Annotated in this window: 23 protein-coding genes and 2 pseudogenes; 1 reads left to right on the forward strand and 24 read right to left on the reverse strand. The window is 68.7% G+C overall.

Going from position 1 to position 24,626, the window contains the following annotated elements:
- Nucleotides 1–42: 42 nt before the first annotated feature.
- From rpe to B4M62_RS03975, 20 genes and pseudogenes are all read right to left on the reverse strand, one after another.
- Nucleotides 43–741, reverse strand: a complete 699-nt coding sequence (gene rpe, locus B4M62_RS03880) for a ribulose-phosphate 3-epimerase (RefSeq protein ID WP_290705428.1) — start codon at nucleotides 739–741, stop codon at nucleotides 43–45.
- Nucleotides 742–746: 5 nt separating this feature from the next.
- Nucleotides 747–2,195, reverse strand: a complete 1,449-nt coding sequence (locus B4M62_RS03885) for an RsmB/NOP family class I SAM-dependent RNA methyltransferase (RefSeq protein WP_290705507.1) — start codon at nucleotides 2,193–2,195, stop codon at nucleotides 747–749.
- A 5-nt stretch (nucleotides 2,196–2,200) separates the two neighbouring features.
- Nucleotides 2,201–3,172: a methionyl-tRNA formyltransferase gene (gene fmt / locus B4M62_RS03890; RefSeq protein ID WP_290705430.1), complete on the reverse strand. Its 972-nt coding sequence runs from the start codon at nucleotides 3,170–3,172 to the stop codon at nucleotides 2,201–2,203.
- Nucleotides 3,173–5,149, reverse strand: coding sequence for a primosomal protein N' (locus B4M62_RS03895; protein ID WP_290705510.1), 1,977 nt, complete (start codon nucleotides 5,147–5,149; stop codon nucleotides 3,173–3,175).
- A 93-nt stretch (nucleotides 5,150–5,242) separates the two neighbouring features.
- Nucleotides 5,243–6,451: a methionine adenosyltransferase gene (gene metK, locus B4M62_RS03900; protein ID WP_290705432.1), complete on the reverse strand. Its 1,209-nt coding sequence runs from the start codon at nucleotides 6,449–6,451 to the stop codon at nucleotides 5,243–5,245.
- Nucleotides 6,452–6,554: 103 nt separating this feature from the next.
- Nucleotides 6,555–7,799 (reverse strand): bifunctional phosphopantothenoylcysteine decarboxylase/phosphopantothenate--cysteine ligase CoaBC, encoded by a 1,245-nt coding sequence (gene coaBC / locus B4M62_RS03905; protein WP_290705434.1) that lies wholly within the window; start codon nucleotides 7,797–7,799, stop codon nucleotides 6,555–6,557.
- Nucleotides 7,800–7,813: 14 nt separating this feature from the next.
- The gene (gene rpoZ, locus B4M62_RS03910; RefSeq protein ID WP_290705436.1) at nucleotides 7,814–8,110 is read right to left on the reverse strand and encodes a DNA-directed RNA polymerase subunit omega; all 297 of its coding nucleotides are present in this window, start codon (nucleotides 8,108–8,110) and stop codon (nucleotides 7,814–7,816) included.
- A gap of 82 nt (nucleotides 8,111–8,192) precedes the next feature.
- On the reverse strand, nucleotides 8,193–8,783 hold the full coding sequence (gene gmk / locus B4M62_RS03915) for a guanylate kinase (protein WP_290705439.1): 591 nt from the start codon (nucleotides 8,781–8,783) through the stop codon (nucleotides 8,193–8,195).
- Nucleotides 8,776–9,093 carry an integration host factor, actinobacterial type gene (gene mihF / locus B4M62_RS03920; RefSeq protein ID WP_290705442.1) on the reverse strand — a complete coding sequence of 106 codons (318 nt, stop codon included), beginning with the start codon at nucleotides 9,091–9,093 and terminating at the stop codon, nucleotides 8,776–8,778. The genes gmk and mihF overlap by 8 nt, the downstream gene beginning before the upstream one ends.
- Before the next feature lie 356 nt (nucleotides 9,094–9,449).
- Entirely contained in the window at nucleotides 9,450–10,286 is an 837-nt protein-coding gene (gene pyrF / locus B4M62_RS03925) for an orotidine-5'-phosphate decarboxylase (RefSeq protein WP_290705445.1), read from the reverse strand.
- A pseudogene (carB, locus tag B4M62_RS03930) lies at nucleotides 10,283–12,704 on the reverse strand (carbamoyl-phosphate synthase large subunit); the annotation flags it as partial. The pseudogene carB (B4M62_RS03930) and the gene pyrF, both read right to left, overlap by 4 nt.
- Before the next feature lie 2 nt (nucleotides 12,705–12,706).
- Nucleotides 12,707–13,797, reverse strand: a pseudogene (gene carB, locus B4M62_RS03935) (carbamoyl-phosphate synthase large subunit); the annotation flags it as partial.
- The gene (gene carA / locus B4M62_RS03940) at nucleotides 13,797–14,945 is read right to left on the reverse strand and encodes a glutamine-hydrolyzing carbamoyl-phosphate synthase small subunit (protein ID WP_290705447.1); all 1,149 of its coding nucleotides are present in this window, start codon (nucleotides 14,943–14,945) and stop codon (nucleotides 13,797–13,799) included. The pseudogene carB (B4M62_RS03935) and the gene carA, both read right to left, overlap by 1 nt.
- 8 nt (nucleotides 14,946–14,953) lie before the next feature.
- Nucleotides 14,954–15,499, reverse strand: a complete 546-nt coding sequence (locus B4M62_RS03945; RefSeq protein WP_290705450.1) for a transporter — start codon at nucleotides 15,497–15,499, stop codon at nucleotides 14,954–14,956.
- Nucleotides 15,496–16,800, reverse strand: coding sequence for a dihydroorotase (locus B4M62_RS03950; protein ID WP_290705453.1), 1,305 nt, complete (start codon nucleotides 16,798–16,800; stop codon nucleotides 15,496–15,498). Before B4M62_RS03950 ends, B4M62_RS03945 begins: the two co-directional genes overlap by 4 nt.
- Nucleotides 16,797–17,783 carry an aspartate carbamoyltransferase catalytic subunit gene (locus tag B4M62_RS03955; protein WP_290705455.1) on the reverse strand — a complete coding sequence of 329 codons (987 nt, stop codon included), beginning with the start codon at nucleotides 17,781–17,783 and terminating at the stop codon, nucleotides 16,797–16,799. The genes B4M62_RS03950 and B4M62_RS03955 overlap by 4 nt, the downstream gene beginning before the upstream one ends.
- Before the next feature lies 1 nt (nucleotide 17,784).
- Nucleotides 17,785–18,363, reverse strand: coding sequence for a bifunctional pyr operon transcriptional regulator/uracil phosphoribosyltransferase PyrR (gene pyrR, locus B4M62_RS03960; RefSeq protein WP_290705458.1), 579 nt, complete (start codon nucleotides 18,361–18,363; stop codon nucleotides 17,785–17,787).
- Between the two features lie 79 nt (nucleotides 18,364–18,442).
- Nucleotides 18,443–18,934, reverse strand: coding sequence for a transcription antitermination factor NusB (gene nusB, locus B4M62_RS03965; RefSeq protein ID WP_290705461.1), 492 nt, complete (start codon nucleotides 18,932–18,934; stop codon nucleotides 18,443–18,445).
- 20 nt (nucleotides 18,935–18,954) lie between these two features.
- A complete protein-coding gene (efp, locus tag B4M62_RS03970) occupies nucleotides 18,955–19,518 on the reverse strand; it encodes an elongation factor P (protein WP_290705463.1) in 564 nt (187 codons plus the stop codon).
- Between the two features lie 84 nt (nucleotides 19,519–19,602).
- Nucleotides 19,603–20,730, reverse strand: a complete 1,128-nt coding sequence (locus B4M62_RS03975; protein WP_290705466.1) for a M24 family metallopeptidase — start codon at nucleotides 20,728–20,730, stop codon at nucleotides 19,603–19,605.
- A gap of 61 nt (nucleotides 20,731–20,791) precedes the next feature.
- Between B4M62_RS03975 and B4M62_RS03980 the strand changes: the two genes are divergently transcribed.
- Nucleotides 20,792–21,277: a B-4DMT family transporter gene (locus B4M62_RS03980; protein ID WP_290705469.1), complete on the forward strand. Its 486-nt coding sequence runs from the start codon at nucleotides 20,792–20,794 to the stop codon at nucleotides 21,275–21,277.
- Nucleotides 21,278–21,317: 40 nt separating this feature from the next.
- Here B4M62_RS03980 and aroB read toward each other — a convergent pair whose 3' ends face one another.
- From aroB to B4M62_RS04000, 4 genes are read right to left on the reverse strand one after another with little or no spacing between them, the layout of a single operon-like run.
- Nucleotides 21,318–22,397 (reverse strand): 3-dehydroquinate synthase, encoded by a 1,080-nt coding sequence (aroB, locus tag B4M62_RS03985; protein WP_290705470.1) that lies wholly within the window; start codon nucleotides 22,395–22,397, stop codon nucleotides 21,318–21,320.
- Nucleotides 22,394–22,933, reverse strand: coding sequence for a shikimate kinase (locus tag B4M62_RS03990; RefSeq protein ID WP_290705473.1), 540 nt, complete (start codon nucleotides 22,931–22,933; stop codon nucleotides 22,394–22,396). Before B4M62_RS03990 ends, aroB begins: the two co-directional genes overlap by 4 nt.
- Nucleotides 22,930–24,138 (reverse strand): chorismate synthase, encoded by a 1,209-nt coding sequence (gene aroC, locus B4M62_RS03995; protein ID WP_290705476.1) that lies wholly within the window; start codon nucleotides 24,136–24,138, stop codon nucleotides 22,930–22,932. The genes B4M62_RS03990 and aroC overlap by 4 nt, the downstream gene beginning before the upstream one ends.
- A 52-nt stretch (nucleotides 24,139–24,190) precedes the next feature.
- Nucleotides 24,191–24,568, reverse strand: a complete 378-nt coding sequence (locus tag B4M62_RS04000; RefSeq protein WP_290705479.1) for a prepilin peptidase — start codon at nucleotides 24,566–24,568, stop codon at nucleotides 24,191–24,193.
- Nucleotides 24,569–24,626 lie beyond the last annotated feature (58 nt).

Below are 24,626 nucleotides of genomic sequence, written 5' to 3' on the forward strand. Positions count from 1 at the left end.
CGCGTCGAGCAGGAGTCCATCGGCCGTCACGGTGCTGCGGTCCTAGGGCAATTCCGTGGCGGGGACCGGCCAGTAGGCGGCGGCCTGTTCGCGCAATGCCGCCACCGCCCGGCCCGGATCCTGCGCTCGGTATACCGCCGATCCGGCGACAAAGCAGTCGACGCCGGCTTCGGCGGCCCGCTCGATCGTGTCGGCGTTGATCCCCCCGTCGATCTCCACCAGAACGCTCAACTCCCCAGCGTCGACGAGATTGCGCACGGTCCGCACCTTGGACAACACGCCGGCGATGAAGCTCTGCCCGCCAAAACCCGGTTCCACGCTCATCACCAGCAGCGTGTCGACGTCGCGCAGGATCTCCAGGTAGGGCTCCAGGTCGGTCCCCGGCTTGATGGCCAGGCCGGCCTTGGCTCCGGCGGCCCGGATGTCGCGGGCCACGGCTCGCGGATCATCGGTTGCCTCGGCGTGGAAGGTGACGTTGTGCGCTCCAGCCGCTGCGTAGGGCGGCGCCCAGCGGCCGGGATCGTCGATCATCAGGTGGCAGTCCAGCGGGATGTCGGTGGCCGCGAGCAGACTCTCGACGACGGGAAGTCCCAGCGTCAGGTTGGGGACGAAGTGTGCGTCCATCACATCGACGTGCAGCCAATCCGACCCCGCTACCGCGCGCGCCTCCGCGCCCAGGTCGGCGAAGTCCGCCGACAGGATGGACGGTGCGATCATCGGGGCGCGGGGTCGCTGGCACATGTCGCTCAGTCTATGTGTGCCGTTGGGGCTGCCGGAGCCGGGCGCAGCACCGCGAGGAACATCGCGTCGGTGCCGTGCAGGTGCGGCCACAGCTGCACCTGCGGGCCGGGACCGGGCACGGGGAAGTCCATGCCGTCGGTCGCGACGAAGGGCCGGGCATCGATCTGCTCGGCACCGGTGGCCGCGCACACGGCATCGACGACGCCGATGGTCTCCGCCGGGTGCGGCGAACAGGTCGAGTACACAACGACCCCGCCCGGGCGGACAAGCCGCAACGCCGACGTCAACAGCTCGCGCTGGAGTGGGACGAGTTCGTCGACGTCGCCCGGGACGCGCCGCCAGCGCGCTTCGGGGCGCCGGCGCAGTGAACCCAGCCCGCTGCACGGCGCGTCGACAAGGACGCGATCGTAACCCGGTGCGAGTCCTGGATCGCGGCCGTCGGCCACCACGACGGTGACTGGCAGACCAGCGGTGATCGAGTCGATGAGGTCGGCGCGGTGCTCGGAGATTTCGACGGCATCGAGGTGCGCACCGCTCAACTCGGCGAGCGAGCCGAGCAGGGCGGCCTTGCCTCCCGGCCCGGCACACAGATCGAGCCACCGGCCGCCGTCGGGACCATCGAGCGGTGCGCGGGTCAGGGCGAGTGCCACGACCTGGCTGCCCTCGTCCTGCACCCCGGCGAGCCCATCGCGCACGACGTCGAGACGTCCCGGATCGCCGCCGGGGAGGTACACGCAGTACGGCGACAATCTGCCCTCCGCACCCCCGGACATGAGCGCCAACTCGGTGGCGGTGATCTGACCGGGCCGTGCGACGAGATGTACCGGCGGGCGGGCGTCGTCAGCGGCGAGTGCGGCCTGCAGCGAGCCGACCGAACCGTCGAGCGCGTCGGCGAACACCTCGGCGATCCACCTCGGGTGGGCATAGGTGAACGCCAGGTTGCCCACTGGGTCATCGACGATCGACGGCGCAAGTTCCTCCACCCAGAGGTCTTCGTCGCGCTGCGAAATCTTACGCAGCACGGCGTTGACGAACCCGGCCAGGCCCTGGCCGGCCTCGGCTCGCACCAGGTCCACCGAGGTGGACACCGCCGCGTGGGCACCGATCCTGGTGCGCAGCAACTGGTAGGCGCCCAGCCGCAGGACATCGAGCAGGCTGCCGTCGATCTCGGCAATCGGCCGGCCCGCCGCGGCTGCGATGACCGCATCGAGCGTCCCCTGCGCGCGGGCGGTGCCATAGGTGAGTTCGGTGGCCAGGGCGGCATCGCGCCCACTGATGCCACGCTCGCGCAGCAACGCCGGCAGCAGCAGGTTCGCATATGCGTCGCGCTCCCGCACCGCTCGCAACACGTCCCGGGCCACCGCCCGCACCGGGTCGACCGCCTTGTCGCGGAACTTCGATCCGCCTGATCGGCCACCAGCGCCGACCGGCCCCCGTCCCGTCGGCCCGCTCATCGCGCTCATCGCGCTACCGTCCCGGCCGCCACTCGGGCGCCGCGCGCCCAGTCCGCCGCGGGCATCTGCTTCTTGCCCGGCGGCACCACCCAGGTGAGGGCCACAACTTCGTCTGCCGTGCCGACGTAGACGGCCTGCTTCGCGACGGCCAGTTCGCCGGGCGCGAGGGAATCGGGCGCACCCGCCGCACCGGCGGCGCCGCGCCGTACCGGCCCGATCCGCAGCCGCACCGCGACCCCGTTCGCGTCGACGATGGTCCAGGCGCCGGGATCGGGCGTGTGCGCGCGGATCAACCGGTCCACGATGTGTGCTGGGCGGGCCCATTGGACGTGGGCGTCGTCAACGGTGATCTTCGGCGCGAACGACACATCGTGCTCCTGCTGGGCCACCGGTGACAATTCGCCCGCTTCAATCCCGTCGAGCGTTGCGACGAGGAGCCGTGCGCCGGACTCGGCAAGGCGGCCCAACAGATGGCCGCTCGTCTCGCTCGGCGTGATGTCGGTGGTGAGGGTGCCGTACACCGGGCCGGTGTCCAGACCCGCCTCGAGTTGGAACGTACTCGCGCCCGTCACGGTGTCGCCGGCGGCAATCGCCGCTTGGACGGGGGCCGCGCCGCGCCAGGCCGGTAGGAGCGAGAAATGCAGGTTCACCCATCCGCGGGTCGGCAGGGCGAGCAGGGCCGGGGGGATCAACGCGCCGTAGGCGACCACGGCGGCACAGTCGGGCGCCCAGCGGTTCAGGACCGCGAGCACCTGGGGGTCGACCGCACCGCCCTGGTGCAGCCGTTCGGGCGTGAACACGTCGATCCCGAGTTCATCGGCCCGGTGGGCGACCTCGCTCCGGCTGACTTTGCGGCCGCGGCCGGACACAGCGTCGGGCCGCGACAGGACTCCGACGACCTGGTGCTCATCCGAGTCGTGCAGGGCGTTCAGCGAGGGCACCGCGACCTCGGGGGTACCGGCGAAGATGACGCGCATTCAGCCAATAGTAGGCGGGTCTACCTGAACCCTGAGCGGGCCCGCATCGTTGCCCCCGACACGGCGTGCCTGGGCGCTGCTGAGCGCCCGGGCCAGATCACGACCGTGGCGACGATCAACCCGGATCAGCAGGCGCTCGTAGGCGTCGCCGGGCGGCATCGGGTCGGTTCGCCCGCCGGCCGGGCCGCGCACCCCCGGCGGAAGCGGGACCGGCCCGAGTACGTCGGCCCCCGCCGGCAGTTCCACCAGGTCGACAAAGGTCCGCACCGCCGCGGGCGTCCCGTCGACCGAGGCCATGGTGACGGCGGGCGGGAAGCCAAGTTCGGCCCGCTGCGACAACTCGTCGGCCGCGAATCCGGCCGGGTCCCAGCGGACGAGCGCCTGTACGACCGGCAGGTCGTTGTCGGCGAGCAGCACGACAGTGCCACCGTCAGCTGCCGGGCGCGCCAGGGCGGCGATGGCGAACCAGTGCCGGGCCGCGTCTTCGTCCGCCCGCAAGTCCTCACGATCGAGGTGCGCCCAGGTGTCTACGGCGATGACGGTGCCGTACCCCGCCATCGTCGGCGACCGGTCCCCGGCGCAGCGGACGATCGGTTCGGCCCCGGGGGTGGCGACGACCAGGCGGGCCTCGTCGGGAATCTCGTCGACCCGGTGGGAACCGTCGCTGGTCACCACCGGTACCCCACGAAAGGCGCGGCCCAGCTCCTCCGCAGTCCGCGCCGAGCCGACGGTGCGGGCCCGAATCTCCGTTGATCCGCAGGCTGCGCAGCGCGGTGCCGGGTCGACGCGCCCGCACCACCGGCAGGACACCGTATGGTCGCGTGCCATGGCCAGCGGTCCGTGGCAGGATCGGCACCGCGCGTGGCTGCGGCATTTCGCGCACGACAGTGATGGCAGGTAGCCGCGTCGGGGCACGCTGATGAGCACGGGGCGATCCGCGTCCAGTGCGGAACGGGCCAGCCGGAAGGCGAACTCGGGTACTCGGGCCATCCGTACCAGCGGATCGTTTCCGACTGACCGGTTTTCCTCGGCGAGCGCCTGGACGCGCGGTCCGCGACGGCGCACCACCGCACGGTCGGCCACCAGGTCGTGGGCCCAGTCCGCCGCGACGAGCGCCTGGGCCTCGGCGGTACGGGAGTAGCCGCCGATCAGCAGTCCGCACTGCTGTTGATGACTGCGCAGCACGGCCACCTCGCGGGGGTGCGGGTACGGGGCGCGCGGCTCGTCGAGGCTCGGATCCCCGTCGTCCCAAACGATCACCAGACCCAAATCGTGCACCGGGGCGAAGACCGCGCTACGCGTGCCCAGGACGACCCGAGCCGTGCCGCGCAGCGCGGCGAGCCAGCGCCGATAGCGCGCGGTCGGTCCCAGGCTCGCCGCGAGGGTCACACAGCGGTCGCCGAGCTCAGCACACGCTTGTGCGAGACGGTCGAGATCGCGCTGGTCGGGAACGACGGCGATCACACCGCGCCCGGCGGCGACGGTGTGGCCGATCAATTCGGCCAACCGCGCCGGCCAATCGGCCCCCGGAAGCGCCTGCCACACGGCCCGGGGAGCGCGATACTCGCACACCGCCGCGGCGAACGCCGGTCCGCCACGATAGTCGGCCCACCCGGCCAGGTCGGGACCGGACGGAAGCTGCGGCGCCGGCCGCGGTTGTTCTTCGTTCTCGGTGCGCGCGTGTCGCGGCGGAACCGCCAGTCGCACCACATCGGACATGGTTCCGGCGTACCGGTCGGCCACCGACCGGCATAGGGTGGCGATCTCCGGAGTCAGCACCGGTTCGGGTGAAACCACCCGATCGATCCAGCCGAGCCGCCCGTCGTGCTCGCTCACATCCAGGCGCGCCAGCACGAAGGCGTCGACCAGCCGACCGGCGAATCGCACCCGCAGACGCGCGCCCGGCACGGCGGCGGCATCCTGCTCGGTATCGACGAGGTAGTCGAACGGCCGGTCCAGGTGCGCGAGCCCCAGCATGGGCAGCACTTGGGCGACAGGTGCGCGCCGTGCCGGTTCACGCTTTCCCGTGCTCACCGGGGTGGCTACCCGACAGCGCGGCGAGCGGGCCGGTCAGGCACCGGCCGCCGCTTTCAACTCGGCAGCCTTGTTGGTGTGCTCCCACGGCAAATCGATATCGGTGCGCCCGAAATGCCCGTAGGCCGCCGTCGGCGCGTAGGTGGTGTGCAGCAGATCCAGATCACGAATGATGGCGCCCGGACGCAGGTCGAATACGTTGGCGATCGCCTTCTGAATCAGGTCTGGATCGACGGTCTCGGTGCCGAAGGTCTCGACGAACAGGCCCACCGGCGCCGCCTTGCCGATGGCGTACGCGACCTGCACCTCGATCCGGCGGGCCAATCCCGCTGCGACGGCATTCTTCGCAACCCACCGCATCGCGTAGGCGGCGCTGCGATCCACCTTCGACGGATCCTTGCCCGAGAACGCGCCGCCACCGTGGCGGGCCATGCCGCCGTAGGTGTCGACGATGATCTTTCGCCCGGTCAGGCCGGCGTCGCCCATCGGCCCACCGAGGACGAAACTGCCCGTCGGGTTGACGAGCAGGCGTGGGCTGGAGGTATCGAGCCCGTTGACCGCGAATTCGGCGAGCACCGGTTTGAGAACGGCGTCGACGAGGGCGGGCGTCAGTGCGGCATCGCGGTCGATCCCCTCCGCGTGCTGGGTGGAGATCACCACGGTGTCCAGTCGTACCGGCTTGTCTCCGGCGTATTCGATGGTGACCTGGGTCTTCCCATCCGGCCGCAAGTAGTTCAGCTCGCCGCTCTTGCGCACCTCCGCCAGCCGCCGGGACAACCGGTGTGCCAGGGCGATCGGAACCGGCATGTACTCGGGGGTCTCGTCGGTGGCGTAGCCGAACATCAGACCCTGGTCGCCGGCCCCCTGGCTATCGAGGTCATCGCCGTCCGCACCGGTCTGCTTCTCGTGTGACTTGGTGAGTCCCTTGTTGATCTCCGGCGATTGCGCGCCAATCGCGACGTTGACGCCGCAGGAGGCGCCATCGAAGCCCATCGTCGACGAGTCATAGCCGATCTGCAAGATGCGCTCGCGGACAATCGACGGGATGTCGGCGTACGCGGTCGTATTGACCTCGCCGGCGACGTGGACCTGACCGGTGGTCACCAGTGTCTCGACGGCCACCTTGGCATGGGCGTCCTGTCCGAGCAGGGCATCGAGGATGGAGTCGCTGATCGCGTCACAAATCTTGTCGGGGTGCCCTTCCGTGACGGATTCACTGGTGAACAGTCGCGACGAGATTGTCATCGGGTCCCTCTCAAACATCACTGAGCCGACCGCCTGCCGGTCGACTCGAAATCAGATTCCAACCTACACACCGGGATCCACACGCCCGGGTGCCGGTCCGTGCTCAGCGCTGCGGCAGCAGCGGTGCGAGTGCGTCGAGGATTCGACTCGCCAGCAGGGTCTTCGACGTCAGCGGCAGCGCTGTCTCGGTGCCGGCGGTACTGAGCAACCAGCCGGTATTGTCCTCGGTGCCGAACGCCTTGCCGGCGCCGACGGGATTCACGACGAGCAGATCGCAGCCCTTCCGCGCGAATTTCGCCCGGCCGTGGTCCAACACGCCCCCGGTGTCGTCGCCGGTCTCCGCGGCAAAGCCCACGATGACGGTCTCCGCGGCGATCTCGCCGCGTTTTCGCGACTGCACCAGCCCGGCCAGGATGTCGGGGTTCGTCTCCAACTCGATCGGGGCCGGACCGCTCGTGCCCTTCTTGATCTTCGCATCGGCGATCACCACCGGCCGAAAGTCGGCGACCGCAGCGGCCATGATGATGACGTCCGCCGTAACCGCCCGTTCGGCCATCTCGTCCGATAGCTCCATAGCGCTTGAAATCGGTATGCGCTGCACCCCGGCCGGCTCCCCCGCCCCCGATGTCGAGCCGGCGACAACGGTGACCTCGGCACCGCGAGCCGCGGCGGCCCGCGCGAGCGCGAAGCCCTGCTTTCCGGAGCTGTGGTTGCCGAGGTAGCGGACCGGGTCCAGCGGTTCACGGGTGCCACCTGCGCTGATCAGGATGCGTACGCCGGCCAGGTCGAACGGGAGCGCCCCGGGGGCGTCGAGCAGCAAGTCGCCGAGTAGGCCGATTTCGCCCGGGTCGGGCAGCCGCCCGGCTCCACTGTCGCGGCCGGTCAGCCGCCCGGAGTCCGGCGGCATGACAGTCGCGCCCCGGTCACGCAACGTCGCGACGTTGTGCTGCGTCGCGGGGTGCTCCCACATTTCGGTATGCATCGCCGGCACGAAGAGCACCGGACACCGCGCAGTCAGCAACGAGGCGGTCAGCAGGTCGTCGGCTCGGCCCGCCGCCGTCCGGGCCAGCAGGTCCGCGGTGGCGGGCGCGACGACGACGAGATCGGCGTTCTGTCCGAGACGTACGTGGGCGACCTCGTCGACGTTGTCGAACACCGACGTCGACACCGGGTGACCGGAAAGCGCCTCAAACGTGGCGGCGCCGACGAACCGGAGGGCGGCCGCGGTCGGGATGACGTGGACGTCGTGTCCCGCTTCGGTGAAGTGGCGGATGACTGAGCACGCCTTGTAGGCGGCGATTCCCCCACCCACACCGACGAGAACGCGCTTGCGCGCCGACGAGGTCATGACCGCCCGGGCCGCTATTCGCCCTCGGTGTGCTCGAGCAGGTCGGCGTGAATCTCGCGCATGGCGATGGACAGCGGCTTCTCGTGCATGCCGGGTTCGACCAATGGTCCGACGAACTCGAGGATGCCGTCGCCCAGCTGGTTGTAGTAGTCGTTGATCTGCCGGGCGCGCTTGGCGGCGAAGATCACCAGTGCGTACTTCGACGACACCCGGTCGAGTAGATCGTCGATCGGCGGATTGGTGATGCCCAGCGGGGTGTCGTACGCCGGCGCGTCGACGATCTCGATGACATCAAGGTTCTGGGTGCTCACGCAAACTCCTGCTTCACATGCTCGGTTCTGGTCTGACAATCGAGCTGGTCTGATAGTCGAGCTGGTCTGATAGTCGGGCTGGTCAACTGGGTCCGACCAGCAAGGATACCAACTCATTGGCGGTTGAGTCGACTTCGTGGTTCACCAACCGGTGGTCGTACGTGTCGGCGAGGTCCATCTCGGCCCGTGCGGTCTCCAGCCGACGTGCCACGACGTCCGCTGATTCGGTGCCGCGACCGGTCAGTCGCGCCACCAGTTCGTCCCACGAAGGCGGCGCGAGGAACACGGTCTGGGCTTCGGGCAACCGTTCGGTCAAGCTCTCCGCGCCCTGGATGTCGACCTCGATCAATACCGGGACCCCGGCCCGCAGCGCGGTGATTACGGGCGCTGCCGGCGTACCCGAACGTTGCAGCCCGCCGTGGATCTCGGCCCACTCGAGCAACTCGCCGTCGGCGATCATCTCGTCGAATCGCGCGGAGCTGACGAAGTGGTAGTCGCGGCCGTCGACCTCGCCGGGACGAGGACCGCGCGTTGTCGCCGACACACTGAAGAACAACTGGGGCAGTCGTTCCCGGACGGCGTTGACGACGGTGGACTTTCCGACAGCCGAGGGGCCGACCAGTACAACCAGTCGGCCCCTCGGCGGCGAAAGCTCATCAGAGCGATCAGGCAAGGTCAAACTTCTCCAACAGGGCCTTGCGCTGACGGTCGCCCAGCCCGCGCACGCGGCGCGTCGGAGCAATCTCAAGCTCCTCCATGATCTCGGCGGCCTTCACCTTGCCAACCTTGGGCAGGGCCTCGAGCAGAGCCGAAACCTTCATCTTGCCGAGGATCTCGTCGCTCTCGGCATCGGTGAGGACCTGCTTGAGGTCGGTGCCGCCGCGCTTCAGGCGCTCCTTGAGCTCGGCGCGGGCCTTGCGGGCGGCCGCAGCCTTTGCCAGCGCTGCCTTGCGCTGCTCATCGGTCAACTGGGGAAGGGCCACGAGATCCTCCAAAATAGTGCTTGATCAGGGTCTGTCCGAGTCGTACGACTCGTTCGGCTGCGACCCTACACCGGGTCACGGCACTGGGTCGACGCTACCCAACGGCATCCGGACAAGCGAAGGCCCCCCGCTAAACGACCAGGAAGCAGCTGATGTAGCGTGCCGACGGCGACAGGCCCCCAAAGTCTTGGCGGTTTCCTTTCCCGCTCGTCATACTCGCTGGTCAAGACTATTTATGCGCAGCAGGGCCGGGAGCTTTGAGGTACCGGACCCGCTTTGCCTGCAGCAGGTACAACCGACGGCCAACGGGTAAAGGTCCCTCACCAGCGCGCTGCCACCTGCGCGTGTCGCACAGGTCACGGCGCCCGTAGCGCTGCTTCCACCTCGTCGCGCGCGGCTTCACAAGCCGCGCGCAGCGCTGAGCCGCTGGGGCCGGCGCCCAGTATTCCGCGCGAACTCGCGGGCAGCAGCCACTGCTGATCGGCTGCGGCGAACAGCTCCGGCAACTCGGCGGCCGTGGCCCCCTGAGCACCCAATCCGGGTGCGAGAATGACGCCCCTCAACCCCTGCAGGTCGAGTCCGTGCGCGCGCGTGGCTCCGACGACCACGCCCACCGTCGCGCGGCCGTCGGCGTTGATCGCGGCGGCATCGTCGACGATCGACTGGGCCACCGTCCGGCCCGCGGCCTGGGCCGACTGCAGCGCCGCCCCCTCGGGGTTCGAGGTGCGCGCCAGCACGATCACCGCCCGCGAGAGGTCCCGCGCCTCGCTGACCGCGGGCTGCAGGGAGCCGAACCCGAGGTAGGGTGACGCGGTCACCGCGTCGGCGCACAGTGGTGAGTCGTCCGCCAGCCAGGCACGGGCGTAGGCCGCCATCGTCGAGCCGATATCGCCCCGCTTCGCATCGGCCAGGACCAGTGCACCCGCGTCGCGGCAACCGGTGATCACCCGTTCCAGCGCAGCGAAGCCGGCCGAACCGTAGGACTCGAAGAAGGCGACCTGGGGCTTGATCACCGCCGCCGTCGGACCGAGCGCCTCGACGCAAATGTCGCCGAATCGCGCCAGTCCGTCGGCCGACTCCGGCAACCCCCACTGCACCAGCAGGTCGCGGTGGGGATCGATCCCGACGCAGAGCCGGCCACGGTCGGCGACCGCCGCACGATAGCGGGAGGCGAACCCCGCCGCCGGGGTCACCGCGCTCCGGTCCGTGGGCTGTTGACCAGGGCGGCATGGAGATTCTGTAACGAGTTCACGCCAAGTTCGCCGGTGAGCAGGGCCTCGATCCCCTGCACTGCGGCGCTCGCGCCCTGGACGGTGGTGATGCACGGGATGGTGGCGCTCACCGCGGCGGTACGGATCTCGTAGCCGTCGACGCGGGGTCCAGCGTTGCCGAACGGGGTGTTGATCACCATCGCGACTTCGCCGTCACGGATCTGGTCGACGATCGACCGCTCCCCCGCAGCCACCTCCGGGTCGGAGTGCTTGCGCACCCGGGTGCAGGTAATCCCGTTGCGCTGCAACATGTCGGCGGTCCCCTCGGTGGCGAGGATGTCGAACCCGAGGTCGGCCAGGCGCTTGACCGGGAACAGCAGTGCGCGTTTGTCCTTGTTGGCCACCGACACGAACACCGCCCCGTCCTTCGGCAGCGACCCGTACGCGGCAGTCTGCGACTTCGCGAACGCGCGGCCGAAGTCGGCGTCGATACCCATGACCTCCCCGGTCGACTTCATCTCCGGACTCAGCAGCGAATCGACCCCGGTGCCGTCGGCCCGCCGGAACCGGTGGAACGGCAGTACCGCCTCCTTCACCGCGATGGGCGCGTCGACCGGGGTGTTCCCGCCGTCGCCGGTGGCCGGGAGGATTTGCGCAGTGCGCAACTCGGCGATCGACTCGCCCAGCATCACGCGGGCACACGCCTTCGCCAGCGGCACCGCGGTCGCCTTGGAGACGAAGGGTACGGTTCGGCTTGCCCGCGGGTTCGCCTCCAGCACGTAAAGGACGTCGTCCTTGAGCGCGTACTGGACGTTCATCAGCCCGCGCACCCCGATGCCGCGGGCCAGTGCCTCGGTCGCCGACCGCACCGCGTCGAGATCGGCACGACCGAGAGTCACCGGCGGCAGCGCGCACGCCGAGTCCCCAGAGTGAATACCGGCCTCCTCGATGTGCTCCATGATTCCGCCGAGATAGACCTCCGTGCCGTCGCACAAGGCATCGACGTCGATCTCCACCGCATCTTCGAGGAAGCGGTCCACCAGTACCGGATGGTCAGGGGTGAGCTCGGTCGCCCGGGAGATGTAATCGCGCAGCGACTCCTCGTCGTACACGATTTCCATGCCCCGCCCACCCAAGACGTAGGACGGGCGCACCAGCACGGGGTAGCCGATGCGGTCGGCGACCACGCGCGCTTCGTCGACGCTGGTGGCGGTCCCGAAAGCCGGGGCGGGCAAACCTGCCTCGGTCAGCACCTTGCCGAACTCGCCGCGGTCCTCGGCCAGGTCGATGGCCGTCGGGGACGTGCCGACGATGGGCACCCCGGCATCGGCGAGCCGGTGCGCGAGGCCCAGGGGCGTCTGTCCGCCGAGTTGCACGATGACACCGGCGACAGTGCCCGACTGCGCCTCGGCCCGGTACACCTCCAACACATCCTCAAAGGTCAACGGTTCGAAGTAGAGGCGATCGGCGGTGTCGTAATCGGTGGACACCGTCTCGGGGTTGCAGTTCACCATCACCGTCTCGTAGCCGGCCTGCGACAGCGTCATCGCGGCGTGGACGCACGAGTAGTCGAATTCGATGCCCTGTCCGATCCGGTTGGGACCTGAACCGAGGATCAGTACCTTCGGGCGCTCGGTCTGCGGCGCGACCTCGCTGGTCGCCGCCGGATCAAGTTCGTACGTCGAATAGTGGTACGGCGTCCGCGCCTCGAATTCGGCGGCACAGGTGTCAACCGTCTTGTAGACGGGATGGACGTCGAGCCGCTCCCGCAGTGCGGCCACGGCCGTCTCCGACCCCAGCTCCTGATCCCCGCGCCCGGCGCGCAGTGCGCCGATCTGGCGGTCCGACAGCCCGGTCGACTTCGCCAGCCGCAGCAGTGGCTCGTCGATGTCGTCGGCGTCGCGGACCCGGTTCCCGACCTCGCCGATCCAGCCGATCTCGGCGAGAAACCACGGATCGATGGCGGTCGCCGCATAGAGCTGCTCGATGCTCGCACCGGCCTCCAGTGCCAGCATAAGGTCGTAGAACCGGCCGTCCTTGGGTGTACGCACCTTCTCCAGCAGCGCCGGCACATCCACCCCGGCAGGGTCAGGACGATCGGGTTCGGTCCAGAACCCGGCCGCCTTGGTCTCCAGCGAGCGCAGCACCTTGCCGAAGGCCTCCGCGAAACTGCGGCCCAGGCTCATCGCCTCGCCGACCGACTTCATCGTCGTCGTCAACGTGTCGTCGGCGCCGGGAAACTTCTCGAAGGCGAACCGGGGGCACTTGACGACGACGTAGTCGATGACCGGCTCGAACGCAGCGCTGGTGCCGGTGATGTCGTTCTTGAGTTCGTCGAGCGTGTAGCCGACGGCGAGCTTGGCCGCGACCTTGGCAATGGGAAAGCCGGTCGCCTTCGAGNNGGCACCTTGACGACGACGTAGTCCAGCGTCGGCTCGAAGCAGGCCGGAGTCTCCTTGGTGATGTCGTTGACGATCTCGTCAAGGCTGTACCCGATGGCCAGTTTCGCGGCGATCTTGGCGATCGGGAAACCGGTGGCCTTCGACGCGAGTGCCGATGATCGGGAGACGCGCGGATTCATCTCGATGACGACGAGGCGGCCGTCGCGCGGGTCCTGGGCGAACTGAATGTTGCACCCGCCGGTGTCGACCCCCACTGCACGCAGGATCGCGATCGACAAGTCGCGCATCTGCTGATACTCCCGGTCGGTCAGCGTCATCGCCGGTGCGACGGTCACCGAATCACCGGTGTGCACGCCGACCGGATCCACGTTCTCGATGGAGCAGACCACCACAACGTTGTCGCGATGGTCGCGCATCAACTCGAGCTCGTACTCCTTCCAGCCCAGAATCGACTCTTCGATGAGCACATTGGCCGTCGGCGAGGCCGCCAGGCCATCCCCGGCGATCCGATTGAGATCCTTCTCGTTGTAGGCCATCCCGGAGCCGAGTCCACCCATGGTGAACGACGGACGAACAACGACCGGGTAGCCGAGTTCGGTCACCGTGTCGTGGACCTCGTCCATGGTGTGGCACACGCGTGACCGCGCGCTTTCCCCGCCGACGGTGGCCACGATGTCCTTGAACATCTGCCGATCCTCACCACGCTGAATGGCATCGAAATCGGCGCCGATCAGCTCGATGTCGTACTTCTCCAGCGAGCCACGGTCATGCAGCGCGACGGCGGTGTTCAGTGCCGTCTGACCGCCGAGCGTGGCGAGCACGGCGTCAATCGGATGCCCGGCGTCGCGCTCGGCCTCGATGACCTTCTCGACGAACTCGGCGGTGATCGGCTCGACGTAGGTGGCGTCGGCGAACTCCGGGTCGGTCATGATCGTCGCCGGATTGGAGTTGATCAGCGAGACGCGCAGTCCTTCGGCCTTGAGAACACGACATGCCTGAGTGCCCGAATAGTCGAATTCACAGGCCTGACCGATGACGATCGGACCGGACCCGATCACCAGGACGTGGTTGAGATCAGAGCGGCGTGGCATTAGGAGCGCTTCCCTTCCATCGCGGTCGCGAATCTGTCGAAGAGGTCGGCCGCGTCATGCGGTCCGGCCGCCGCCTCGGGGTGGTATTGGACGGAGAACGCACGTCCGTCGAGCAACTCGACGCCTTCCACCGTTCCGTCATTGGCGCAGACGTGGCTGACGCGGGCACGGCCGAAGTCGGTGTCGAACTCCTCGCCGGCCTCGCCTTCGAGGGCGAATCCGTGGTTCTGCGAGGTGATGGCGGCCCGTCCGGTGGCCAGGTCGATGACCGGGATGTTGATGCCACGGTGGCCGAACCGCATTTTGTAGGTGCCCCGCCCCAGTGCGCGGCCGAGAATCTGGTTGCCGAAGCAGATGCCGAACAGGGGGTAACCGGCCCCGATCACCGCGCGGGTCAACGCGACCGCGGCGTCTGCGGTGGCGGGGTCTCCCGGCCCATTGGACAGGAACACCCCGTCCGGCTTGAGGTCGGTGATCATGTCCAAGCCCGCGGAGACAGGCAGCACGTGCACCTCGATGCCGCGCTGCGCCAGCATCCGGGGCGTGTTGGCCTTGATGCCGAGGTCGAGTGCGGCAACCCGGAAGCGCACCGGACCGTCGGGCCGCACCACGTAGGGCTCAGCGGTGCTGACCTCGGCCGACAAGCTGGCGCCGGCCATGGCCGGCTGGGCGGTGACCCGCGCCAGCAACTCATCGTCGGCGGCCAGTGCGCCGCCGGAAAACACCCCCGCCCGCATCGATCCGTGATCGCGCAGCACGCGGGTCACCGCTCGGGTATCGATGCCGCCGATACCGACGATGCCCTGCTCGCGCAGCTGATCCTCGAGCGTGCCAGAGGCGCGCCAGTTGGAGACCCGGCGGGTCGGATTGCGCACGGCGTACCCGGCCACCCAGATCCGCCCCGGGTCAGGGCCGTCCCCGTCGCGCAGCCGGCTCTCCCCGTCCTCGTCGTTCCAACCGGTGTTGCCGATTTGCGGGGCGGTGGCCACCAGGATCTGCCGGTGATAGCTCGGGTCGGTGAGCGACTCCTGATAGCCGGTCATCGCGGTGCAGAACACCGCCTCCCCCAGGGTCTGTCCGACCGCGCCGAACTCGGTACCGGTGAACACCTGACCGTTTTCCAGTACCAGTTTTGCCGTGCTGTTCATCTGCGTGCTCACTCCGCTGCATTCGGGTCGGTGGTTTCGGTGGGGCCGGGGAAGGCGACCAGCCACCGCGAGTAGTCGTCCTTGTCGTCGGCGCGCAGGGCGCTGGTCAGGTCCGCCCCCGAGGGCAGGGACCAGTCGAAGGCCAGCAAGCCGCCGGCGTGCATCACTTTGCCCGCGGCACGGTTGGTGGTGCGCACCCCGATCAGCGCGTCGCGCGGGATCCAGATCGTCGACGCACCGCGCCGCTGGATGGCCACGCCGTGGGTGTAGCCCACCGCGGCGGCCTGCGCCCGGTCACCGATGTCATCGACCTGCACCCGGTCCACCCAGTTCTGCGTGGGCGTGGTGCCGACATAGAGCCCCGAGGTGGGGCCCACGATCACCTCGCCCGGGTTCTCGGGGGGCGCGGGAAACGCGCCGAGGACCGCGGCCTGTTCCCGGCCACGACGGCTGCGTCCGGTGAAGAACACCCAGAACAACCAGCCGATGAAGAGCAGGAAAGCAGCAACGCAGACCAGGAAGACGATGTTGACGACGAGGGTTCCAGCACTCACCAGCGCACCTCGCCGCCCAATTGGGTGACTCGTCCGCGCAGCAGCGTCGCAGTAATGCCGGCCGGCATCGTCATGCCTGTGTAAGGGGTGTTGCGCGACCGGCTGGCCAGGTCTTCCGGGACGACTTCCCAGGTGCGATCGGGGTCGACCAGCGTCAGGTTGGCCGGTTCGCCGACGGCAATCGGCCGCCCCTGGTCGGGCAGACCGACGATCGCGGCGGGCCGCTCGCTCATCACTCGCGCCACCCCGCGCCAATCCAGCAGCCCCGGCGCCACCAGGGTGGCGACGACGATCGGCAAGGCCGTCTCCAGGCCGAGCATGCCGGGTCGGGCGGCGGCGAACTCGCAGCACTTGTCCTGCATGGCATGCGGCGCGTGGTCGGTGGCGACACAGTCGAGCACACCGTCGGCCAGTGCCGAGCGGAGCGCCTCGGTGTCACTCGCTTCCCGCAGCGGCGGGTTGACCCGGTTGAGCCCGTCGTAGGTGCTCAACCGTTCGTCGGTCAGCAGCAGATGATGCGGGGTGACCTCGGCGGTGATCGAAATCCCCTGGGCCTTCGCCCATCTGATGAGTTCGACCGTGCCGGCGGTCGAGGCGTGGCAGATGTGGATGCGCGCCCCGGCATCACGGGCCAGCAGTGCGTCACGGGCGACGATGGACTCCTCGGCCGCGCGCGGCCAGCCGGCCAGACCCAGCCGTGTGGCGGTGGGCCCCTCGTGCGCGACCGCGCCAACGGTCAGTCGGGGCTCCTCCGCGTGCTGGGCGATGAGGACGCCCAGGCCGGTGGCGTACTCCAGGGCACGGCGCATGACCAGCGGATCGTCGACACAGTTGCCGTCGTCGCTGAACAGCCGCACCCGGCCCGCACCGGCCGCCATCATGCCCATCTCGGCGAGTTGCCGGCCCTGCAGGCCGACGGTGACCGCGCCGACCGGGTGCACGTCGACGAGGCCGACCTCCCGCCCGGTGCGGTAGACGTTGTCGGTGACCGTCGCATTGTCGGCGACGGGATCGGTGTTGGCCATCGCGAATACCGCGGTGTAGCCACCCCGGGCGGCCGCGGCCGACCCGGTCGCAATGGTCTCGGTGTCCTCCCGGCCGGGCTCGCGCAGGTGGGTGTGCAGATCGACGAAGCCGGGCAACACCACTGCGCCGCCACCCTCGATGACCTCGGCACCGGCGGGCACCGGGAGATCCGTGCCGATCTCGGCAATCTCCTCGCCGACGATCCTGATGTCGGTCTCAGCCTCGCCATAGGGCCGGACGCGGCGCAACAGCACCCCGCCCACCGCCTCGCTCACGAACCCGCCTCCACCTTGTGGTCTCCTCGCTGTTGATCTGAATCATTGCCGACAAGCAGCCTCAGCAGCACGGCCATCCGCACATGCACGCCGTTGCGGACCTGTTCGAGGACCGTCGCCTGCGGTGCGTCGGCAACCGAATAGCCGATCTCCATTCCGCGCAGCATGGGGCCCGGGTGCAATACCACCGCGTCGTCACCCAGCAGCCGCAACCGGTCATCGTTCAGCCCGTAGCGCACCGAGTACTCGCGGGGACTCGGGAAGAACCCCCCATTCATCCGCTCGGCCTGCACCCGCAGCATCATGACCGCGTCCGCCGCGGGCAGCTCGGCATCGAGGTCATGGGCGATGGTCACCGGCCAGGTGTCGACGCCGGCGGGCAGAAGCGTGGGCGGAGCCACCAGCACCACCTCGGCGCCGAGGGTGGTGAGCAGGTGGGCGTTGGAGCGCGCGACCCGCGAGTGCACGATGTCGCCGACGATGACCACACGGCGCCCCTCGATGTCCCCGAGCCGCTGGCGCAGGGTTAAAGCGTCGAGCAGGGCCTGGGTGGGATGTTCGTGGGTGCCGTCGCCGGCGTTGATGACCGCCGGACCGGCCGGCTTCCCGCCCGCATCGGTGTGCGAAGTCCACTGCGCGATCTGCTGAGCCGCCCCCGAACTGGGGTGGCGAACGATCAGGGCGTCGGCACCGGCGGCATACAACGTCTTGGCCGTGTCGCGCAACGACTCGCCCTTGCCCGCCGACGACCCGGTGGCGCTGACGTTGATGACGTCGGCACTCATCCACTTCCCGGCCACTTCGAAGGACACCCGGGTCCGGGTCGAGTTCTCGTAGAAGACAGTCATCACCGTGCGTCCGCGCAGTGTCGGCAGTTTGCGGATCTCCCGGCCGAGCAGTGCCTGGGCAAAGCCGTCGGCGTCGTCGAGGATCCCCGTCGCGTCGTCGCGGCTCAGGTCGGCGGTGGAAAGCAGGTGACGCATGTCAGACACTTCCCCCGACGGCGGGGCCACGGGGCCCGAGCACCACCTCGTCGATGCCGTCGGTCTCGGTGAAATGGACCGCGACGTCCTCGTCGCGCGCCGTCGGCAGGTTCTTCCCGACGTAGTCGGCCCGGATCGGGAGCTCGCGGTGGCCGCGGTCGACCAGCACCGCGAGCTGCACTATCGCGGGCCGGCCCAGATCTCGCAAACCGTCGAGGGCGGCGCGGACCGTGCGCCCGGAGTACAGCACATCGTCGACGAGGATCACGTGCGCGTTGTCGATGCCGCCCGCGGGGACCGCGGTGCGCTCCAACGGCCGGTGCGGCTGCGCCCGCAAATCATCGCGATAGAGTGTGATGTCGAGGAAGCCGGTGGGGATCTCGATGCCGGAGTACTCGGCGATCCGCGCGGCGAAGCGCTTGGCCAGCACCGGTCCGCGGGTGGGAATGCCCAGCAGCATCACGTGGCGGTCGCCGATGTCGTCAAGTGCGGTCTTCTCGATGATCTGGTGCGCGATACGCGCGATCGTCCGATTCACATCGGCACTATCGAGCAAGATCCTTTGGGCAGCGCTGGTCACAGCGGCCGACCTCCTTCTCCGCCTCACGGGACGGATCGTTAAAGGATGTCTATCGGCTACGAGATTACACGGTGACCGACTACTCGTGACCGCCCGGAGCCCGATCGCCGCTGTCGGGCGGCGGCGCGGCCGCTGCCGCGGCCCGCACCTGGGGTGCGAGCTCGGCGATCTTCGCCAGCACGCCGTTGACGAAAGCCGGCGAATTGTCGGTGGACAGCTCCTTCGCCAACTGGACGGCCTCGTCGACAATCACGACGGGGTCAACGTCAACGGCGTTGAACAGCTCCCAGGTGGCCAATCGCAAGATGGCCCGATCGACGGCGGGCAGGCGATCGAGTTGCCACTTGTCCAGGTGCGAGGCGATGACGGCGTCGACTTGCGCCTGGTCGCCGGCCACGCCGGCAACGGCGACTGCCGTGTAGTCATGAATGGAGCCCACACTGTCGTCGAGTACGAAGATCTTGCGGCGCTCAGCGATCAAATCCATCGGGGAAACGCCCTTGGCCTCCGCCTCGAAGAGAAGGTCGACCGCGCGGTTGCGCGCCTTGTGCCGGGTGCCGGAATGCTTCACGTCGGAATCAGTGCTTCGCGTCAGGAGTTGACGCGACCGAGGTAGCCGCCGTCGCGCGAGTCGACCTTCAGCTTGTCACCGGTGTTGATGAACAGTGGCACCTGGATCTCCGCGCCGCTCTCCATGGTCGCCGGCTTGGTGCCCCCGGTGGAGCGATCGCCCTGCAGACCCGGGTCGGTGTGGGTCACCACCATCTCGACGGTGACCGGCAACTCGATGAACAGCGGCACCCCTTCGTTGAGGGATACCTGGACGGTCATGTTCTCCAACAGGAAACGCGCGCCGTCGCCGACGGTGGCCGGCGGAATCGCGAACTGTTCGTAATCCGCGGTGTCCATGAAGACGAAGTCGGTGCCATCGTTGTAGAGGAAGGTCATGTCCCTGCGGTCGACGGTCGCCGTCTCCACCTTGACGCCAGCGTTGAACGTCTTGTCCACGATCTTGCCGGACAGGATGTTCTTCAGCTTCGTACGCACAAAAGCCGGCCCCTTGCCCGGTTTGACGTGCTGAAACTCCAAGATCTGCCACAGCTGGTTATCCATCTTCAGCACGAGGCCGTTCTTGAAATCCGCAGTCGTCGCCATGGGCGTGCCTTTCTGTAATGCGCTAGTTCGATAACTCCCAGACCGATGTCAATCAGTCCGAATTGCCCATCAGTCCGATGTCGATCAGTCCAGGACGGTGAAAGTCCGGTCGGTCGCAGTGAGGATCTGGCAGGGCCCGTCGGACACGACAACTGTGTCCTCGATGCGGACACCGCCGCGTCCGGGCAGGTAGACCCCGGGTTCCACCGTCACCACTGCGCCGTCAAGCAGTGTACCCGTCGCCCCAGAACCCACCGACGGGGCTTCGTGGATCTGCAACCCGACGCCGTGGCCGAGCCCGTGTACGAATTCTGCACCGCGACCGGCTGCGTCGATCACCGCGCGCGCCGCGCCGTCGACCGCGCCGGCGCCAGTCCCGGCGCGGGCCGCCCGCCGGCCTGCGGTCGCGGCCGCCGCCACCAGTTCGTAGACCTCTCGTTGCCACGGCTGGGCGGCGACCAACACGTAGGTGCGCGTCATATCCGAGTGATAGCCGTCGACGACGGCGCCGAAGTCGATCTTCACGAAGTCGCCGGCGCCCAACACCGCGTCGGTGGGCCGATGGTGCGGAACCGCCGAATTCGCCCCCGCCGCGACGATGGTCTCGAATGCGATTCCGGCCGCACCGTGGCGATACATCGCCCACTCCAGGGCCCGGGCCACCGCTCGCTCGCTGCGCCCCGGGGCAATCATCCCGTCATCGATGATCTGGGCCAACGCCGTGTCCGCGACGCCGCAGGCACGGGCGATCGCTCCGATCTCACCGGCATCCTTGACCTCGCGCAACCCCTCGACGAGTCCCGACGTCGCGACCAGATCGACCCCGGCGACCGCGCCGGCAAGCGCCGCGTGCCCGGCGACGGTCACACTGTCTGCCTCGAAGCCCACCCGGCGGGCGCCGGCTCGCCCCGCGGACTCCAGCAGGGCCTTGGCCACCTCGCGGGCGCCGACCAGCATCAGATCCGCGGCCTGCTCCCCCACCTGGACGGTGTATCGCCCATCGGTGCTGATCGCGTCGTCGTGACCCGCCGCGTCCGGGTCGGCCCAGACGAGCACCGCGCCGTTGGACCCGGTGAAGCCGGACAGGTACCGCACATTCACCGCATCGGTGACCAGAACCGCGTCAGCACCGGGAACCGCGTCGATCAAGGCGGCGCGCAGGCGGTCCCGACGGGTCGCGGTGGCATCGAATCGGGCCATGACAGAGGGCATGCCGCCACGCTAATGCACCCTGTGATTGGCTTCACTATCGGCGACCGCTAATCTAGGGCTCATGAGTTCGTGGATACTGCGCGGTCTGTCGATGGGCGCACTGGTGACGGTGGCCTGGGTCCTGGTTGGGATTCTGATGCGTGTGGCGGCAACGGTCGGCAGCGCCTGGTCGATTATCGCCCTGGCCTTGATCGTGTTGACCTCGATCGTCTGGGGCGGGTACGACGGCATCCGCGACGCGCGCGCCAACCCCGATCCCGATGACTACGCCGACCTCACCATGGTGTGGCTCAAAGCCGGCTTCCTGTCCGCGGCGATCGCCGTCGTTATCGGCTGGATCGCCGGCATGACGCTCGTCCCGGAGATGCGTCCGCCGGGGCTGATGGTCGCGATCACGGCGGGCATTTCGTTCCTGACCCTGCTCGTCTACGTGCCGGCCTTCATCGGCGTGAGTATCGGCCGCTGGTTGATCCGCCGCGAGGAGCGCAAGGCGGCGCAAGCCGCCGAGGAGACCCCGGCGAACGAGGAAGCAGTCACCACCGCCTGATCCGATTCGCCGCACCTCCCGCGGCCGGAGCGGGTCGGCGCTACTGCGCCGCCACCGCCGAGTAGGCAGCGGCGATGAGTGTCGGGTCGGGACCCTCGAGCCGCCCTGGTTTGGCCAGTCCGTCGAGAACGACGAATCGGAGCACCCCCGACCGGTTCTTCTTATCGCCGGCCATGCCCGTCATGAGATCTCCGAGCGCGTCCGCGTCGTAGGTCGTCGGCAGGCCGATCAACTCAAGAATGCTGCGGTGGCGATCGGCTGTCTCGTCATCGAGTCGCCCCGCCAATCGCGCAAGTTCCGCGGCGAACACCAGTCCCACCGACACCGCCGCCCCATGGCGCCAGTTGTACCGCTCACGCCGCTCGATGGCATGGCCGAGGGTGTGTCCGTAGTTGAGGATCTCGCGCAGCGAAGACTCCTTGAGATCCGCGGACACGACATCGGCCTTCACCTGTACCGAGCGCCGGATCAGTTCGGGCAACAACTCGCCGCGCGTGTCCAGCGCACCCTCGGGGTCTGCCTCGATCAGGTCGAGAATTGCCGGATCCGCGATGAACCCGGTCTTGATGACCTCGGCCATCCCCGCGACCACCTCGTTGCGCGGGACGGTCTCGAGGGTGGCAATGTCGATTAGAACCGCATCGGGCTCGTGGAACGAGCCGACCAGGTTCTTGCCGGCATCGGTGTTGATTCCGGTCTTCCCGCCCACAGCGGCATCAACCATCGCGAGCAAGGTCGTGGGGATGTGAATGACGCCGATGCCCCGCATCCAGGTCGCCGCGACGAAACCGGCCAAATCGGTTGCAGCACCGCCGCCGAGGCTGATGATCTTGTCGTTGCGCTTCAGACCGATCCGACCGCACACGTCCCAGCAGAATGCGGCGACTTGCAGGTCCTTACCCGCTTCGGCGTCGGGAATCTCCACCCGATGAGCATCGAAACCCTCCTCCGCGAGGAATTGGCGAACCTGCTCGGCGGTGGCCTGCAGCGGCGGCTGATAAAGAATCGCCACCGTGTCGGCTCCCCGGGCGGCGACTGCCACCTCCTTGAGGAGCCCCCGGCCAATGGTGACCCGATAGGGTGACGCGGCGTTGACGCCGATCCGGACGGGTTCGCTCATGCTGGGTTGTCCTTTCGGGCGCGGGTATCGGCATCGACGGCGGCGAGGACCGCCGCCACGACCCCGGCCAACGGTTGATCGGCATCGACGGTGGCTGTGGCGGCCGAGTCGTACCCCTTGCAGCGCTGTGCGAGCAGGCGCACGTAGGTGCCCCGCGGGTCGTCTCCGGCCAGCAGTGGGCGTGCCGAACCCATCACTCTGGCAAAGCCGACCTCGGGTGAAACTCTCAGGTAGACCACCTGATGACCGTCGAGCGCAGCCCGGATCCCGGGCACCGTGACCGATCCGCCGCCCAGCGCGACCACCCCGTCGAACTCACGCAGCACCCGGGCTACCGTCGCGAACTCAAGCTGACGGAACGCCGCCTCGCCGTCGGTGGCGAAGATCTCCGCGACGGAGCGTCCAGTCGTGCGCTCAACCTCGGAATCGGTATCGAGGAAGCCGACCCCCAGCCGAGCCGCGACAGCATGTCCGACCGCGGACTTGCCCGCTCCCATGAAGCCGGTTAGGACGACGGCCGGGACCGCGGTGCTCATGGTCGGGGCGGACGCGCCGCGATTCGCTCCAGGTAGGCCTGCAGGTTAGCGGCGGTCTCGGCGATCGAGTCGCCGCCGAACTTCTCCAGCAGAGCCTGTGCGAGGACGAGGGCGACCATGGTTTCGGCGACGACGCCGGCCGCGGGGACCGCGCAGACGTCGGAACGCTGGTGGATGGCGCTGGCCGTCTCGCCGGTGGCCATGTCGACGGTTGCCAACGCCCGCGGAACCGTCGAAATGGGCTTCATCGCCGCGCGCACCCGAACCGACTGACCATTGGTCATCCCGCCTTCGAGTCCGCCGGCGCGATTGGTGGAGCGCTCGACGCCATCCGGGCCCGGCACCATCTCGTCGTGGGCCAGACTCCCGCGGCGCCGAGCTGTTTCGAACCCGTCCCCGACTTCGACTCCCTTGATCGCCTGGATGCCCATCAGGGCACCGGCCAGCCGGGCGTCGAGGCGGGTTTCACCGCTGACGTGGGATCCCAGACCGATCGGCACACCGCTGGCGACGACCTCAACCACACCGCCGAGAGTGTCACCGTCCCGCTTGGCGGCCTCAATCTCGGTGATCATCGATGTCTCGGCCGCCGCACCGAACGCCCGGACCGGACTCGCGTCGATCGCTGCGAGGTCGGCGGGCTGGGGCGGAGGACCCTCGTAGGGCTCACTCGCCCCGATCGAGATCACGTGCGACACGATTTCGATCCCGGCGACCTGCCGCAGGAACTGGCGCGCGACCGTGCCCGCCGCGACCCGTGCCGCTGTCTCGCGGGCACTCGCGCGCTCCAGGATCGGTCGGGCATCGTCGAAGCCGTACTTGAGCATGCCGGCGAAATCGGCGTGACCGGGACGCGGCCGGGTCAACGGCGCATTGCGCGCACTGGCCTCCAAGTCGGCGTCGTCGACGGGGTCAGGGGCCATCACCTGTTCCCACTTGGGCCATTCGCTGTTGCCGATCTCGATGGCGATCGGGCCGCCGAGGGTAACGCCGTGTCGCAGACCGGCGAGAACGGTGACCTCATCGGCCTCGAACTTCATCCGCGCACCGCGGCCGTAGCCCAGCCGGCGGCGGGCCAGCTGTTCGGCGATCTCTGCTGAGGTCACCTCGACTCCGGCAACCATTCCCTCCACGAGCGCCACTAAGGCGCGTCCGTGCGATTCTCCTGCAGTGATCCAGCGCAACACGGTTCCCAATTCTTCCATGCGCACCACATCGATCCGAATCGGGCCGACCGCTCGGGGCCGGCGGTCATAGTCACGCGCCGATGACCAGCACGGCCGCAACCCCGGCCAGCGCCGGACCATGGGGTCGGCGGGCCAGGCGATCAGTCCAGAACCCGGCGAGGGCGACGACTTGGGCGAGCCCGACAACGACGGTGGCGCTCGCCGGATCGGCCAGCAATCCGCCCAGGACGAAGGCGAGTTTCACATCGCCGCCGCCGGCCTGACCGAGCGCATGCGCCGCCAAATAGGGCACCGCGGCAATCAGCGCGGCGCCGATGGCCGCCGGGTGCGTCACCCCGACTGTGACGACCGCGACGATACCCGGCCAAAGCTTCACGGTGGGGATCCGGCAGGTGCGGTGATCACCCTCGCCGAGGGTGAGCAGCCACAACACGATGATCAGACTCATTCACCCACGATTCCGGACGTCGCGGCGCCCGGGCCGTCGGCTCGGCCACCACCCGGGG

The organism is Gordonia sp. UBA5067 (genome assembly GCF_002414845.1).
Classification (GTDB): domain Bacteria; phylum Actinomycetota; class Actinomycetes; order Mycobacteriales; family Mycobacteriaceae; genus Gordonia; species Gordonia defluvii.

Bases quoted from the DNA above. Each gene is read 5' to 3' on its own strand.
- B4M62_RS04000 (WP_290705479.1), bottom strand. From the start codon at position 24,568: ATGAGTCTGATCATCGTGTTGTGGCTGCTCACCCTCGGCGAGGGTGAT.
- B4M62_RS03980 (WP_290705469.1), top strand. From the start codon at position 20,792: ATGAGTTCGTGGATACTGCGCGGTCTGTCGATGGGCGCACTGGTGACG.
- B4M62_RS03885 (WP_290705507.1), bottom strand. From the start codon at position 2,195: ATGAGCGGGCCGACGGGACGGGGGCCGGTCGGCGCTGGTGGCCGATCA.
- B4M62_RS03955 (WP_290705455.1), bottom strand. From the start codon at position 17,783: ATGCGTCACCTGCTTTCCACCGCCGACCTGAGCCGCGACGACGCGACG.
- fmt (WP_290705430.1), bottom strand. From the start codon at position 3,172: ATGCGCGTCATCTTCGCCGGTACCCCCGAGGTCGCGGTGCCCTCGCTG.
- efp (WP_290705463.1), bottom strand. From the start codon at position 19,518: ATGGCGACGACTGCGGATTTCAAGAACGGCCTCGTGCTGAAGATGGAT.
- rpe (WP_290705428.1), bottom strand. From the start codon at position 741: ATGTGCCAGCGACCCCGCGCCCCGATGATCGCACCGTCCATCCTGTCG.
- B4M62_RS03895 (WP_290705510.1), bottom strand. From the start codon at position 5,149: ATGCTGGGGCTCGCGCACCTGGACCGGCCGTTCGACTACCTCGTCGAT.
- aroB (WP_290705470.1), bottom strand. From the start codon at position 22,397: ATGAGCGAACCCGTCCGGATCGGCGTCAACGCCGCGTCACCCTATCGG.
- B4M62_RS03990 (WP_290705473.1), bottom strand. From the start codon at position 22,933: ATGAGCACCGCGGTCCCGGCCGTCGTCCTAACCGGCTTCATGGGAGCG.
- aroC (WP_290705476.1), bottom strand. From the start codon at position 24,138: ATGGAAGAATTGGGAACCGTGTTGCGCTGGATCACTGCAGGAGAATCG.
- coaBC (WP_290705434.1), bottom strand. From the start codon at position 7,799: ATGACCTCGTCGGCGCGCAAGCGCGTTCTCGTCGGTGTGGGTGGGGGA.
- metK (WP_290705432.1), bottom strand. From the start codon at position 6,451: ATGACAATCTCGTCGCGACTGTTCACCAGTGAATCCGTCACGGAAGGG.
- B4M62_RS03975 (WP_290705466.1), bottom strand. From the start codon at position 20,730: ATGCCCTCTGTCATGGCCCGATTCGATGCCACCGCGACCCGTCGGGAC.
- carA (WP_290705447.1), bottom strand. From the start codon at position 14,945: ATGAACAGCACGGCAAAACTGGTACTGGAAAACGGTCAGGTGTTCACC.